Consider the following 13,795-nt stretch of genomic DNA (forward strand, 5'->3'; position numbering starts at 1 on the left):
CCCCTGAGGCAGCGCGGACGTTTCCCGACCCTCGGCGGCGCAAGGGATGTACCGCCAACCGTGCCGCCGGAGGGCAGTCCACATGCGCAACTCATCGCCACTCCTCCGCTCGGGGCTGATCGTGGCCGCCGCCGCGCTTCCGCTCGCCCTGACCGCTCCGACGGCCGGCGCGCAGTCCGGGATCTCGGTGAGCACCAGCGGCTCCACCGTCTCGGTCACCACCAGCGCCTGCAACCAGACCAACACCAGCGGCAGCTGGGGCACCGCCTCACTGCTGACCAGCAGCCAGGCCAACTTCGCCCAGGGCCGTCAGGTGGCCCTGTCCGGCAACACCAACCAGCAGTCCGCCGCCTGGTCGGGCGTCAGCCCGGGGACGTACACCGTCATCGTGCAGTGCGCGTTCAACAACCAGACCGCGGGCACCCAGTCCGTCGTCGTCTCCGCGGCCTCCACGCCCACCGTCTCCGCCACGGCCTCGCCCTCGCGCGGTGTCATGGGCGGCCTCGGCGGCGCCGCCGAGGACTACGGCGCGGTGACGCTCGCGGCGGGCGGCGGCCTGGTGGTGCTCGGCGCCGCGGCCACGGTCTGGTTCCTGCGCCGCCGCTCGCGGCCCTACCGCCTCTGAGCGGGGCCACGGCCGAGCCACCGGCCCCGGATTGGCCCTCGACCGCGCACGGCGCGCCGGGGAAGACTCATGGCTCCCGTGCCGTAGGCGAAGGAGTCGTGATGAAGCAGGTAGCCGTGGTCACCTTCGACGGGTTCAACGAGCTCGACAGTTTCATCGCCGCCGCGCTGATCAACCGGTGCCGCAAGGACGGCCTGGAAGCGTTCATCACGACGCCGACACCGGTGGTCACGTCGATGAACGGCGTCGAGGTGACCGGGCAGCGGCCGATGGAGTTCGTGACCGAGGCCGACGCCGTGCTGGTCGGCAGCGGCGTGAAGACGCGGGACGTCGTCGCCGACGACGAGCTGATCTCCCGGCTGCCGCTCGACCCCGGGCGGCAGTTGATCGGCGCGCAGTGCTCGGGCGCGCTGGTGCTGGCCCGGCTCGGGTTGCTGGAGGACATGCCCGCGTGCACCGACCGGACGAGCCGGCCCTTCGTCGAGGCACGCGGGGTCACGGTGCTGGACGCGCCGTTCCACGCCGAGGGGAACATCGCCACGGCGGGCGGCTGTCTGGCCTCCCAGTACCTCGGCACCTGGGTGATCACCCGGCTGCTCGGGGAGGAGGCGGCACGGGGCGTCCTCGACTACGTGGCTCCGGTCGGCGAGAACGAGGAGACGGTCGAGCGCGCCCTGCGTGCCGTCACGGCTGTCGCAGTTCGCTGAACTCCTCCAGCGCGTGGGTGAGCCACCGGGTCCAGAAGGTCTCCAGGTCGATCCCCGCCCGCAGGACCAGGTGGCGCAACCGGTCCTCGGGGCCGTCCTTGCCCGCCGGGAAGTCGCGCTGCTCGATCTCCTCGTACTCCGCCAGCTGCCGCCGGTGCAGTTCGAGATGGCGCCGCAGGTCCGCCTCGATGCCCTCGGTGCCCACCACGGCCGCCGCGCGCAGCCGCAGCAGCAGCGTGTCCCGGTGCGGCTTGGGCTCCTGCGACGCGGCGCTCCAGCGGGCCAGTTCGGCGCGGCCCGCGGGCAGGACCTCGTAGCTCTTCTTCTGCCCGCGGGCCGGCTGCTCGGACGGCAGGGTGCGGATGAACCCGTCGGCCTCCAGTTTTCCCAGCTCGCGATAGATCTGCTGATGCGTCGCGGACCAGAAGTACCCGATCGACTTGTCGAAGCGCCGGGTCAGCTCCAGCCCCGAGGACGGCTTTTCGAGCAGGGCGGTGAGGATCGCGTGCGGGAGTGACATGACGTCATCCTAGGGACGGCCCCTGTGGCCGGGGACGGCCCCTCAGAGGGCCGCCGCGATCTCCGTACCCTGCTTGATGGCCCGCTTGGCGTCGAGTTCGGCGGCCACGTCGGCGCCGCCGATCAGGTGGGCGCTGCGGCCCGCGGCCACCAGCTCCTCGTACAGGTCGCGGCGCGGGTCCTGCCCGGTGCACAGGACGATCGTGTCGACCGGGAGGACCGTGCTCTCCTCGCCGACGGTGACATGCAGTCCGGCGTCGTCGATCCGGTCGTAGCGCACCCCCGGGACCATGCTGACGCCACGGTGCTTGAGCTCGGTGCGGTGGATCCAGCCGGTGGTCTTGCCGAGGCCCGCGCCGACCTTGGTGGTCTTGCGCTGGAGCAGGTGGACGGTGCGCGGCGGGGCGGGTCGTTCGGGGGCCGTCAGTCCGCCGGGGCCTTCGTAGGCCATGTCGACGCCCCACTGGCGGAAGTACGTCTCCGGGTCCTCGTGCGCCTTGTCGCCGCCGTCGGTGAGGAACTCCGCGACGTCGAAGCCGATGCCGCCCGCGCCGAGGATGGCGACCCGGTCGCCGACGGGGGCCTTGTCGCGCAGCACGTCCAGGTAGCCGACCACGCTCGGATGGTCGATGCCGGGGATGTCCGGGGTGCGGGGGGTGACGCCGGTGGCGACGACGACCTCGTCGTACCCGGAGAGGTCCGCGCCGGACACCCACGTGTTCAGCCGTACGTCCACGCCCTGCTCGTCGAGCCGGTGGCGGAAGTAGCGCAGGGTCTCGTCGAACTCCTGCTTGCCGGGGACCTGGCGGGCTACGTTCAGCTGGCCGCCGATCTCGCTCGCGGCGTCGAACAGGGTGACCTCGTGGCCGCGTTCGGCGGCCGAGACCGCGCAGGCCAGACCGGCCGGGCCCGCGCCGACGACCGCGACCCGCTTGCGCAGCCGGGTCGGGGACAGCACCAGCTCGGTCTCGTGGCAGGCGCGCGGGTTCACCAGGCAGGAGGTGATCTTCAGGCTGAAGGTGTGGTCCAGGCAGGCCTGGTTGCACCCGATGCAGGTGTTGATGGCCTCGGGGCGCCCCTCGGCGGCCTTGTTCACGAAGTCGGAGTCGGCGAGCATCGGGCGGGCCATGGAGACCATGTCCGCGTACCCCTCGGCGAGCAACTCCTCGGCGAGCTCGGGGGTGTTGATACGGTTGGTGGTCACGAGCGGGACCGACACCTCGCCCATGAGCCGCTTGGTGACCCAGGTGTAGGCGCCGCGCGGCACCGACGTGGCGATGGTGGGGATGCGGGCCTCGTGCCAGCCGATGCCGGTGTTGATGATGGTCGCCCCGGCGGCCTCGACGGCCTTCGCGAGGGTGATGACCTCGTCCAGCGTGGAGCCGCCCGGGACCAGGTCCAGCATGGAGAGCCGGTAGACGATGATGAAGTCCTCGCCGACGGCCTCGCGCACCCGGCGCACGATCTCGACCGGGAAGCGCATCCGGTTCTCGTAGGAGCCGCCCCAGCGGTCGGTGCGGTGGTTGGTCTGGGTGACGATGAACTCGTTGATGAGGTAGCCCTCGGAGCCCATGATCTCCACGCCGTCGTAGCCGGCCTGCCGGGCGAGACGGGCGGCGCGGGCGTAGTCCTCGATGGTCCGCTCGACGTCCGCGTCGGTGAGCTCGCGCGGTGGGAAGGGGCTGATCGGCGCCTGGACCGGGCTCGGCGCGACCAGGTCCTGGTGGTAGGCGTACCGGCCGAAGTGCAGGATCTGCATCGCGATCCGGCCGCCCTCGGCGTGCACGGCGTCGGTGATGACCCGGTGCTGCTCCGCCTCCGCGTCGGTGGTGAGCTTGGCGCCGCCCTCGTAGGGCCGCCCCTCGTCATTGGGGGCGATGCCGCCGGTGACGATGAGGCCCACGCCGCCGCGCGCACGCTCCGCGTAGAAGGCCGCCATGCGCTCGAAGCCGCGCTCCGCCTCCTCCAGACCGACGTGCATGGAGCCCATGAGGACGCGGTTGGGCAGCGTGGTGAAGCCCAGGTCGAGCGGGTTCAGCAGGTGCGGGTAACGGCTCATCGGGCCCCTCCGTGCGCGGTGTCGTCCCTCATGTTGTAGAGGACCGCGCACGGTTTATGCAACTAGTTGCACAACAGGAGAGACCCAGGTCACCGGCTTTCCAGGCGGACGTGCAGCTCACGCTCCTGATCGCCGGAGGCGGTGCTGAGGTCGTGCACCGTGAACAGGTCGTCCAGGGTGCTGCGGAAGCGGTCGATGGCCCAGTAGCCGCCCTGCACATCGGCCTCGACGGACCGGGACAGCCGAGCGCTGGGACGGCCGCCCGCGTGCGGTTCGGAGACGTCGAAGGTGCCCAGCCACACCGTGGGCCGGGTCTCGTGCCACTCGCGGGGTACGTCGTCGGAGCACCGGTCCGAATCGAAGTACGCGCACAGGGCGTCGAACACGATCCGGGCGTCCTCCTTGCTGCATCCGCTGATCTCCACCGAGACGGATTCCGGGTGCAGTCGCTCACTGTCCATCGTGATCGCTCCTCTCGTGGCCGCGCCGCGTCACGGCGCCGGGTTCCCCCACGACACCGTGTCGCACTCCCAGAAAACCACTACATTCCGGGATGTACAGCCCCGAGAGGAGCGAGAGGTCAGCTCCGGGTGAAGCGGTAGGTCTTGCTGTCGGTCAGGATGCAGAAGCCCGGCGACAGCACGATCACCCGTAGGGTGCCGCTACGGCGGTCGTAGTCGACGCCCTCCGTCTCGAAGCTGCCCGAGCAGCCGCTGCGCAGCGGGAGCTGGCGCAGGGCGGTGACGCGACCGGTGACGTCGGAGGAGCCGGGCTCGGCGGACAGGTCGACCTGAAGCAGCGGCTTGGTCATGCCGAAGAGGGTGCCGGCCGGGTCGTCCGAGGAGCACAGCAGGGTGGTCGGGCCCGAGAAGTCGCAGCCCTGCACATCCCGTACGGCGCGGTCGAGGCGGACGGTGGAGGCCTGCGGGAGGTTCGCCGAGGGGGAGGTGCTCGCGTTGACGCCCGGCGTCGGGAAGACGAGCAGGCGGTTCATCGTGCCCCACTCCCCCGCCAGCATCCACTGGCCGCCGGGCGAGACGGCGACCCAGGAGTTGTTGAGCGCCTCGCCACCGCTGAGCTGGTGCACGTACTCCGACCAGGTGCCGCCCGGCGCCTGCACGCGGAACATCTTCGCGGTGCCGGAGTCGGCCTGGTAGGGCTCGATGTAGTAGCCGTTGTAGGAGGCGTCCGGGTCGCCGACGTGGTTCCAGCCCCGGCTGCTGACGCCGACGGGGATGGTGCCGATGCCGGTGTAGCGGTTGGGGCTGTTCGCCGGGACCTCGACGGAGGTCAGGCCCTGGCTCTCGGTCAGCGGGTCGGCTCGGTCGGAGCCGACCTCGGTCCAGGTGTCGGCGGCGAAGGCGGGCGGTGCGGTGGACAGGACGGCGGCACTGGCGAGGGCGACGAGGCCGGTCAGGACGGCGTGACAACGTTGCCGGGCGCGCAGGGACATGAGCCGACTCCTCGGTTGGGGGGGTGGGGTGTCGCGTGCTCGGCGGACAGTCTGGCGGCGCCGGGTAGTCATGTACAGACCAAGAGCGGAACGGCAGTGGTCATCTTCGTTGCGCTTCCCCGGACGATCGGGGTGGTGTTGAGGGATGGTGGAGGTGAGCGACGCGAGAGGTCCCGGAGACGGTTGAGCGCGGTAGAACAAGGGGAGTCGGCACGGGGGACGGCGTGCCGCGAGAAAACGGCGAAGGCGGTGCGTGGGCATGACTCCAGCCGGATCTCCGGTGGCCCGGGGCGACGAGCCGGTACCGGGCGAGGCTCCGCTGCCCGCGTCGGCGCCGACTGACGGGCCCGCTCACGGCGACGCGTCGGCGCCGACTGACGGGCCCGCTCACGGCGACGCCTCGGCGTCGGCTGACGGGCCCGCTCACGGTGACGCCTCGGCGGCCGGTGCTGCATCGGCGCCCCGGGGCTCGTCGGCACCGGGTGATGCTGCCGTCCCGGGTGAAGTTTCCGCGCCCCGTGATTCGTCGGCGCCCGGCAACGCGTCGGCTTCCGAGCACGCTTCGGCACCCCGTGATTCGCCGCCGTCCGGCAACGCGTCCGCTCCCGATCACGCTTCGGCGCCCCGTGACGCTTCGGCGCCCGGTGACGCTTCGGCGCCCGCACCGCCGCCCGCTGCGGCTTCGGCTCCGGGTGAGGAGCGGGTGCGGGGTCCTGTGCGGCCCAGTGGGCTGCTGGACGTGCTGGGCGTGGGGTCCGTGGTGCTGGACACCGAGGGCCGGATCGTGCTGTGGAGCCCTCAGGCCGAGGAGCTCTTCGGCTATACGGCACAGGAGGCACTGGGCCGGTCCGCCGTCCAGCTGATGATCCACGAACAGCACCTGGACATGGTCGTCAAACTCTTCGCAGACGTCATGGAGACCGGCGAGAGCTGGGCCGGGGCCTTCCCGATCCGCCACAAGGACGGCAGCACGCGTCTGGTGGAGTTCCGCAACCAGCGGCTGCTCGACGACCGCGGCGATGTCTACGCCCTCGGCCTCGCCGCAGACCAGTCGACGGTGCGCCGGCTGGAGCGGGACGTCGCGCTGTCCACGCGGGTCGTCGCACAGGCCCCGCTCGGTCTCGCCGTCCTGGACACCGACTTGCGGTACGTCTCCGTCAACCCGGCGCTGGAGCGCATCAACGGCGTACCCGCCAAGGCGCACCTGGGCCGCACGGTCCCGGAGATCCTGCCGGACCTGGACACCGCCGCCCTGGAGGCCGCGTTCCGGCAGGTGCTGGAGAGCGGGGTGCCGCTGGTCGACCAGTTCACGGTCGGGCGCACCCCGGCCGATCCGGACACGAACCACGCCTGGTCTGTGTCGATGTACCGCCTGGAGGACGCCCTCGGGACCGTACTGGGCGCGGCCTGCATGGTCGTGGACGTCACCGAGCAGCATCACGCCCAGCTCGAGGCCGAGGAGGCGCGCAGACGCCTCGCCGTCATCGCCGACGCCTCCACCCGCATCGGCACCACCCTGGAACTGGACCGCACGGCCCATGAACTCGCCGACGTCGCCGTCCCGGAGCTCGCCGACATCGCGGCCGTCGATCTGCTGGAGGCCGTGGTGGAGGGCCGACGCAGCAGTCTCGGCCCCGCCGAACCGGCCGTGATCCGCGCCCTGGCCGTCCAGGCGGAGCAGCCGTCGGAGGCGCTGGACGCCGCCGATCCGCCCGGGCAGATCGCCCGGTACGGGCCCGACCGGCTGGTCACCCAGTGCGTGCGCACCGGCAGCCCGGTGCTGGTCGCCGAGGTGGAACCCGCCGACCTGCCCCGCATAGCCCGCTCCCCCGAGGCGGCCGAGCGACTGGCCCGCGCGGGGGTGCACTCCTATCTGGCCGTGCCGTTGATCGCGCGGGGCGAGGTACTGGGCGCCCTCGATCTGAAGCGGATATCCAACCCGCTGCCGTTCGGGGACGACGATCTGCTGCTGGCCCGGGAGTTGGCGGCGCGCGCGGCCGTCCAGATCGACAACGCCCGCTGGTACCAGAACGCCCGCGACACCGCCCTCACCCTCCAGCGCAGCCTGCTGCCCAGCCATCCGCCGGTGACCGGGGGCCTGGAGGTCGCCTCCCGCTACCAGCCCGCGGGCGCGACGGCGGAGGTCGGCGGCGACTGGTTCGACGTGATCCCGCTGGACGGCGGGAAGACCGCGCTGGTCGTCGGGGATGTCATGGGCAGCGGAGTGAACGCCGCCGCGACCATGGGCCGGCTGCGGACCGCGACCAACACCCTGGCCAACCTGGATCTCGACCCGGCCCGCCTGCTGGAGCACCTGGACCGGACCACGGAGGGCCTGGACCACTCCATCGCCACCTGCGTCTACGCCGTCCACGACCCGCATCTGCGCCAGTGCCGGATCGCCAACGCCGGGCATCTGCCGCCGGTCCGCCTCCGCGAAGGGCACACCCCCGAACTTCTCGAACTGCCCACCGGGGCGCCGCTCGGGGTGGGCGGGGTGGAGTTCTCCACCACCACCGTGGCACTGGAGCCCGGCGACCGGCTGGTGTTCTACACCGACGGCCTGGTCGAGACCCGCCAGCACCCCCTCGACGAACGGCTCGACGCGCTCCTGGAACTCCTCGACGGCCCCGACCGGCCCCTGGAAGAGGTGTGCGACCTCCTCCTGCGCACCTTGCACCAGCCGGACAACACTGATGACGTGGCGCTGCTCATCGCCCGAGCTCAGACGCCTGGTTGACCTTCGCAGCGGGGCGGCGAGTCGCTACCTTGGTCTTACGGCCCGCACCCCATGGCGTGCCGACGCCGGATGCCGTGGCCGCTGGGAGCGAGCCATGGCGCACGATCCGGATCGAGAACCGACACCCCCCGAGGTCCTCACCGGAGGGTCCGAACGCACCCCGCTCGGTGAGCGCTGGCGGGGGCTGTCCCGGCGGACGCGGACGGTGACGACGGCGGTCGCGGTCGCCGTGCTCGCCCTCGGCGGCACCTACGCCTTCGACGCGGCATCCGGCGGCGGGACCGGCGGCACGACACCGGCGGCCTCGGGATCCGCCTCGGGCTCCGCCTCTGGGTCCGACGCGTCCGACCGGGGCGGCGACTGGTACCGGAGCCTGTGGTTCGGCCTGGCCGTGCACGGAGAGTCGACGGTGAAGGACCCGGACACCGGCGACTGGGTCGTCCGCGTCTGGCAGTGGGGCACCGCCGAGGAGGTGGACGACGACCGGGTCACGGTGCGCAGCGAGGACGGCGCCGAGTGGACCTGGACGCTCGACTCGCACACCACGGTCCACCGGGAGGGCTCCGGCGGCCTGACGAACGGGGACGAGTTGTACCTGGCAGGCACCCGCTCCCCCGAGGGCAAGCACTCCGCCGACCACGTACTGGCGGGCCCATGGGAGAACCGCACCGGGCCGAACGACCGCCCGGATGGAGACGACCCGACCTGACGCCGTCAACGGGTACCCGCGCCGATGGGGACGGTCCGCCCTGACGGCACTGGGGACGCCTGCACCGACAGGGAGGCGCCGACCCTCGCCGCCGACAGACGCCCTCACCGCCAGGGAGCGGCACCGACGGCGTCACCGGACGCCGACAGGTACCGCCCTGTCCGGCGCCGCCGGCGGACGCTCTCACCTGGAGGGGCCGGCCGTCCCCGTCAGCGGACGCCTCACCGACGGGGACGGCCGGCCCGTCGCCGTCAGCTGGTGCCTATGACCACCTGGGCGTACCGCTCCTCGCACGCCGCCGTCCGGGGCGTCAGGCCGCCCCGGGTGAACGCTTCCACGGCCGCCGCTGTCTGCCGCTCGCTCGTCTCGACCAGCAGGCAGCCACCCGGCGCCAGCCAGTGCGCGGCCTCGGCGGCGACCCGGCGCAGCAGATCCAGCCCGTCCGTGCCGCCGTCCAGCGCGGTCAGCGGTTCGTGGTCGCGTGCCTCGGCGGGCAGCAGGGCGACCTCGCCGGTGGGTACGTAGGGGACGTTGGCGGCGAGTATGTCGATCCTGCCGCGCAACGCGTCGGGCAGCGCGTGGAACAGGTCCCCGGCGTGGACGTGGCCGCCGTACGCGGCGACGTTACGGCGGGCGCAGCGCACCGCGACCGCGTCGATGTCGGCGGCGTGCAGTTCCACCGGGCCCAGCGCGGCGGCCAGGGCGGCGCCCACGGCACCCGAGCCACAGCACAGGTCCACCACGACCGAGGCGCACGGGACGTGGGCGAGGGCCTGCTCCACCAGGAACTCGGTACGCTGGCGGGGGACGAAGACGCCGGGCTCCACGACGATCCGCAGGTCGCGGAACTCGGCCCAGCCGAGGACGAGTTCGAGGGGATGACCGGCGGCCCGCCGGTCCAGCATGGCGGCCAGCTCGCCCGGAGAGGCGGCGGCGGCCATCAGCAACCGCGCCTCGTCCTCGGCGAACACGCAGCCCGCGGTGCGCAGCGCGACGACGAGGGAGTCGTACGGCAGGGAGAGAGAAGACAACGGGGATGCCTTTCGAGATCCGAAGGGCGCTCCCTCGGTCACCGACGACCGGCGACCGTACCGACTCGTGGGGAGAGCACCCGACCTGACACAGCGGTAATGGGTCTCACCCCCTCGTTTCGACACGTCCGGGACGCTCCACGGACGGGCCGTCAGCGTACCCCAGTGATCACGCGTCCACGCTGAGTTGTACTCTGCAACCATGAGTACCAGGGACGTTTCGGACACTTCCGTGGAGATCATCCAGCGCGAGATGACGGCCTTCGCCCGCCGCGCCCGTGCCTCGGCGGGGCGGATGCACCCGGAGCTGTCGCTGGTGTCGTACACGCTGCTCGGTCACCTGGAGGAGAGCGGCGGCTGCCGGGCCACCGACCTCGCGGCGCACTACGCGCTGGACAAGTCCACCGTGAGCCGTCAGGTGGCCGTGCTGGAGCGGGACGGGCTGATCGGGCGGAGCCTCGACCCGGACGACCACCGGGTGCAGGTGCTGCACCTGACGGACGCCGGGCGCCGGCTGCTCGCCCAGGTCACCGAGCGGCGGCGGGAGGTCGTGCGGGAGCGGCTCGCCGACTGGTCCGACGAGGACCTGGAGCGGTTCGCCGGGTACCTGGTGCGCTACAACGCGGGTTGAGCGGTTCCGCCCCCACCGTTCAGGCCGCCGGCTCCAGGCGCTCGTCCGGGATCCGGGTGCCGAGGAAGACGGTGGTGCGGCGGTGCCGGAAGCCAAGGGACTCGTAGAGCCGGATCGCGCCCGTGTTGTCGGCACCCGTGTGCAGGAAAGGCGTCTCGCCGCGCTCCCGAATGCCGTGGGCGACGGCCAGCACCAGCCGCTTGCCGAGGCCCTGGCCGCGCACGGCCGGGTCGGTGCACACCGCGCTGATCTCGGTCCAGCCGGGCGGCCGCAGCCGCTCCCCCGCCATCGCGACGAGGGCGCCGCCCCGGCGAATGCCGAGGTAGGTGCCGAGCTCCAGGGTGCGGGGCAGGAAGGGTCCGGGGCGGGTCCGGGCGACCAGGTCGAGCATCTCCGGCACGTCGTCCGGACCCAGGCGTACCGCTTCCGCGTCCGGTGCGCCGGCCACGTCCTCGCCGACGAGCTGCACGCCCTCGGCGCGGAAGACGGTCTCCCAGTCCTCGGGCGTCCGCCCCCGGAAGCCGATGATCAGAGCCTCGTTGCCGGGACCGGCGAGCGCGGCCACGTCCGCCCAGTCGGCGGTGTCCGGCTCGTCGGGCAGCGCCACCCACGGGGACACGTCGACGGGGTAGCGCAGCACCCGGCCGCGGGCCTCGGCGAACCGGGCGTGCGGGCCGGTCAGCGCGGCCAGGGTCGGATTGTCGAGGACCCCATCGAACGCGTTGGACATCTGCTCCCTCTCTCGTGCGCTGCCACAAGATCCAAGCAAGACCGGCGGCCGGCTATTCCCGTACGTCCGAACCAGTACGGTTGAATGTGCAACGTACTGATCACGGCCGTCGCGCACGGCGGTCTGGAGGCACCACCCGCATGAACGTCACCCGAGGCTTCACCGGGCGCCCCCGCGTCGACAACCCCGGACTGCCACCGGGCCAGTACGACGCGGGCGACGACTGGCCCGTCCTGTCCGCCGAGGTCACTCCCGACCTCGCGCCCGACGCGTGGACGTTCCGCGTGGACGGCCTGGTCGAGGCCCCGCGCACCTGGACCTGGGACGAGGCCCACGCGCTGCCCGGTTCGGTGTACGAAGGCGACATCCACTGCGTGACGAGCTGGTCGAAGTTCGGGGTGCGGTTCGGGGGCGTCTCCCTGGACGCCTTCCTGGATGTGGTCCGCCCCCATGCTTCGGCCACCCACGCTGTGGCGTACTCCCACACCGGGTACACCACGAACCTGCCGCTCGCGGACCTCACCGGCGGGCGGGCCTGGATCGCCTGGGAGTACGAAGGACGGCCGCTGGCTCAGGAGCACGGCGGTCCGGCGCGGCTGCTGGTACCGCATCTGTACTTCTGGAAGAGCGCCAAGTGGATCGCGGGCCTGCGCGTCCTCGACCACGACGAGCCGGGCTTCTGGGAACAGAACGGCTACCACGCGCGGGGCAACCCGTGGGAGGAGCAGCGGTACTCCGGTGACTGACACGACCTTCGCCACGCGATTCGCCGTACCCGGCCGGATCGCGGTGAGCAACACGACCGCCACGACGTGGCAGACCGCCACCGTCACCGAGATCCGGCGCGAGACCCCGCGCGCGGCCACCGTGCGGCTCGCGGTGCCCGCGTGGGCGGGGCATCTGCCCGGCCAGCACCTGATGCTGCGGCTGACCGCGGCGGACGGGTACTCGGCCCAGCGGCACTACTCGATCGCGTCCGCGTCCGACGGCTCCGGGCACATCGAGCTGACCTTGGACCACGTCGAGGGCGGCGAGGTCTCCGGCTGGTTCCACACCGTGGCCAGGACCGGCGACCAGGTGGAGGTGCGCGGCCCGCTGAGCGGCTTCTTCGCCTGGCCCGGTGACCGGCCCGCGCTGCTGATCGGCGCCGGATCCGGGGTCGTACCGCTGATGTCGATGATCCGTCATCACCGTGCGCACGGCCTGGACGTGCCACTGCGGCTGCTGGTGTCGGCCCGCAGCCCCGAGGAGCTGATCTACGCGCGGGAGTACGGCGTGGAGACGACGCCCGTGTTCACGCGGAGCGCCCCGGCCGGGGTGCCGGTGGGACGTGTGTCGGCGGCACATGTGGCGCCGCTCCTCGCTGAGCCGCCGCCGGGTGGGTGGGAAGCCTATGTCTGCGGCTCCAACGCCTTCGCCGAGCACGCCTCGCGGCTGCTCGTCGAGGCGGGGCAGCCGGTCGATCGGATCCGGATCGAACGCTTCGGCTGACGTTCGCGGGTACCCGTGGGGTGTGAGGACCCAGGTACTTGGCTGGCGCCGGCGGCACAATCCGCTTCGGCGCCGGTCGGACGTCATAGAGGGATGGACTGTGCTGGCCGTGGCCGCCCTGCTGTTGCTGGGCGCGCCGCTGGCCGGAGCGGTGGCCGGGTGGTGGGCCCATGAGGACGCCCGGGCCACGGCCACGGCTCAGCGCGCCGACCGGCACCGGGTGCGGGCGGAGGTCGCCGGGCGGGCCGACGCGCCCCGTCCCGCGGTTCAGAACACCGAGCGCAAACACCGCGCCACGGTCCGCTGGACGGCCCCGGACGGCACCCCGCGCACGAGTACGACCCTGGTCCCGGTCGGCAGTCACCCCGGTGAGCGCGTCGACGTGTGGCTCGACTCCACCGGCCGCCTTGTGCCACCACCACCCGGCGAGGCCACGATCTGGCAGCACACGGTGACGATCGGCGCCTGCGCCGCCGTAGGCGCGGGAGGCCTGATCCTCCTCGCCCACACCATGGTCCGCCGCCGCCTCGACAGGCACCGGCTGGCCGAGTGGGACCGTGAGTGGGCACGAACGGAACCGGAGTGGAGCCGCCGAGAGGCGTAAAGACGGCGGCACCCGCGCGCCGGCCCCCCACCACCGTCGCCCACGCGCGGGCGGGGGCCACAGCGCAGCCGGCCTTCCACCGGGTCCGTGCTCGGGCAGTGCGCGACCCAGATGCGGTCGGTCATCGAAGTACTCCACGGGCCGGCAGCCGTAGGTCTCCAGGCAGTACGTGTCCTCGTCCCGGTCGGTGGCGGTCATCAGCTCGTGCCTCACCAAGAACGTCCGAGGACGTGGTGCAGCGACGTGCTGACGCGTGTTTACCAGGCCCGGGGTGACGAGCCGTCCGGCCGCGGGGAGGTCCGGTCGGCCTCGGGCTCGCTGCCCGCCGGGCCGACCTCGGTGACCCGACCACCGGCGACGGCCACCCAGCCGCCCGCGATCTCCCCGCCGTCGTCCACGACGAACAGCTCGGCATCCCTGACCAGCGGTTCCGCAGTTCCGACGCGCGCGTCGGCGGCAGACGCCATGGCGCCATCGCAGGACCTGACCCGGGGTA

15 protein-coding genes are annotated in these 13,795 nt (G+C 72.4%); 8 read left to right on the forward strand and 7 right to left on the reverse strand.

Translation table 11 applies throughout. From position 1 onward, the window contains the following. Positions 1-82: 82 nt before the first annotated feature. Together AC068Z_RS18770 and AC068Z_RS18775 are read left to right on the forward strand one after the other, a co-directional pair. Positions 83-625 carry a hypothetical protein gene (locus AC068Z_RS18770; RefSeq protein ID WP_478556560.1) on the forward strand — a complete coding sequence of 181 codons (543 nt, stop codon included), beginning with the start codon at positions 83-85 and terminating at the stop codon, positions 623-625. 101 nt (positions 626-726) lie between these two features. Continuing rightward, positions 727-1,332, forward strand: coding sequence for a DJ-1/PfpI family protein (locus AC068Z_RS18775; protein ID WP_478556562.1), 606 nt, complete (start codon positions 727-729; stop codon positions 1,330-1,332). Here the strand turns inward: AC068Z_RS18775 and AC068Z_RS18780 are convergent. The 4 genes from AC068Z_RS18780 to AC068Z_RS18795 form a co-directional block, all read right to left on the reverse strand. Beyond that, entirely contained in the window at positions 1,310-1,852 is a 543-nt protein-coding gene (locus tag AC068Z_RS18780) for a PadR family transcriptional regulator (protein ID WP_478556564.1), read from the reverse strand. The genes AC068Z_RS18775 and AC068Z_RS18780 overlap by 23 nt on opposite strands. A gap of 42 nt (positions 1,853-1,894) precedes the next feature. Continuing rightward, positions 1,895-3,910, reverse strand: coding sequence for an NADPH-dependent 2,4-dienoyl-CoA reductase (locus AC068Z_RS18785; protein ID WP_478556566.1), 2,016 nt, complete (start codon positions 3,908-3,910; stop codon positions 1,895-1,897). An 89-nt stretch (positions 3,911-3,999) separates the two neighbouring features. Next, positions 4,000-4,371, reverse strand: coding sequence for a hypothetical protein (locus AC068Z_RS18790; RefSeq protein ID WP_451723214.1), 372 nt, complete (start codon positions 4,369-4,371; stop codon positions 4,000-4,002). A 119-nt stretch (positions 4,372-4,490) separates the two neighbouring features. Next, on the reverse strand, positions 4,491-5,363 hold the full coding sequence (locus AC068Z_RS18795; protein WP_478556569.1) for a hypothetical protein: 873 nt from the start codon (positions 5,361-5,363) through the stop codon (positions 4,491-4,493). Between the two features lie 703 nt (positions 5,364-6,066). Here AC068Z_RS18795 and AC068Z_RS18800 point away from each other — a divergent pair. Both AC068Z_RS18800 and AC068Z_RS18805 read left to right on the forward strand, forming a co-directional pair. Then, entirely contained in the window at positions 6,067-8,103 is a 2,037-nt protein-coding gene (locus tag AC068Z_RS18800) for a SpoIIE family protein phosphatase (RefSeq protein WP_478556571.1), read from the forward strand. Between the two features lie 94 nt (positions 8,104-8,197). After that, positions 8,198-8,812, forward strand: a complete 615-nt coding sequence (locus AC068Z_RS18805) for a hypothetical protein (RefSeq protein ID WP_478556573.1) — start codon at positions 8,198-8,200, stop codon at positions 8,810-8,812. A 251-nt stretch (positions 8,813-9,063) separates the two neighbouring features. On the opposite strand, the gene AC068Z_RS18810 is transcribed toward AC068Z_RS18805, so the two are convergent. Beyond that, positions 9,064-9,843, reverse strand: a complete 780-nt coding sequence (locus AC068Z_RS18810; RefSeq protein WP_478556575.1) for a putative protein N(5)-glutamine methyltransferase — start codon at positions 9,841-9,843, stop codon at positions 9,064-9,066. A 202-nt stretch (positions 9,844-10,045) separates the two neighbouring features. Between AC068Z_RS18810 and AC068Z_RS18815 the strand changes: the two genes are divergently transcribed. Then, entirely contained in the window at positions 10,046-10,474 is a 429-nt protein-coding gene (locus AC068Z_RS18815; RefSeq protein WP_478556577.1) for a MarR family winged helix-turn-helix transcriptional regulator, read from the forward strand. Between the two features lie 19 nt (positions 10,475-10,493). Here AC068Z_RS18815 and AC068Z_RS18820 read toward each other — a convergent pair whose 3' ends face one another. Continuing rightward, positions 10,494-11,204 carry a GNAT family N-acetyltransferase gene (locus AC068Z_RS18820; protein ID WP_478556579.1) on the reverse strand — a complete coding sequence of 237 codons (711 nt, stop codon included), beginning with the start codon at positions 11,202-11,204 and terminating at the stop codon, positions 10,494-10,496. Between the two features lie 140 nt (positions 11,205-11,344). Here AC068Z_RS18820 and AC068Z_RS18825 point away from each other — a divergent pair, with 140 nt between their 5' ends. From AC068Z_RS18825 to AC068Z_RS18835, 3 genes are read left to right on the forward strand one after another with little or no spacing between them, the layout of a single operon-like run. Next, complete coding sequence (locus AC068Z_RS18825) at positions 11,345-11,950, forward strand: sulfite oxidase-like oxidoreductase (RefSeq protein WP_478556581.1); 606 nt, start codon at positions 11,345-11,347, stop codon at positions 11,948-11,950. Continuing rightward, the gene (locus tag AC068Z_RS18830) at positions 11,943-12,695 is read left to right on the forward strand and encodes a ferredoxin reductase (protein WP_478556583.1); all 753 of its coding nucleotides are present in this window, start codon (positions 11,943-11,945) and stop codon (positions 12,693-12,695) included. Before AC068Z_RS18825 ends, AC068Z_RS18830 begins: the two co-directional genes overlap by 8 nt. 22 nt (positions 12,696-12,717) lie before the next feature. Beyond that, entirely contained in the window at positions 12,718-13,299 is a 582-nt protein-coding gene (locus AC068Z_RS18835; RefSeq protein ID WP_478556584.1) for an Rv1733c family protein, read from the forward strand. Positions 13,300-13,556: 257 nt separating this feature from the next. Here the strand turns inward: AC068Z_RS18835 and AC068Z_RS18840 are convergent, their stop codons facing one another. Continuing rightward, positions 13,557-13,766 carry a hypothetical protein gene (locus AC068Z_RS18840; RefSeq protein ID WP_478556586.1) on the reverse strand — a complete coding sequence of 70 codons (210 nt, stop codon included), beginning with the start codon at positions 13,764-13,766 and terminating at the stop codon, positions 13,557-13,559. Positions 13,767-13,795 lie beyond the last annotated feature (29 nt).

The organism is Streptomyces sp. NPDC043726, assembly GCF_056436565.1.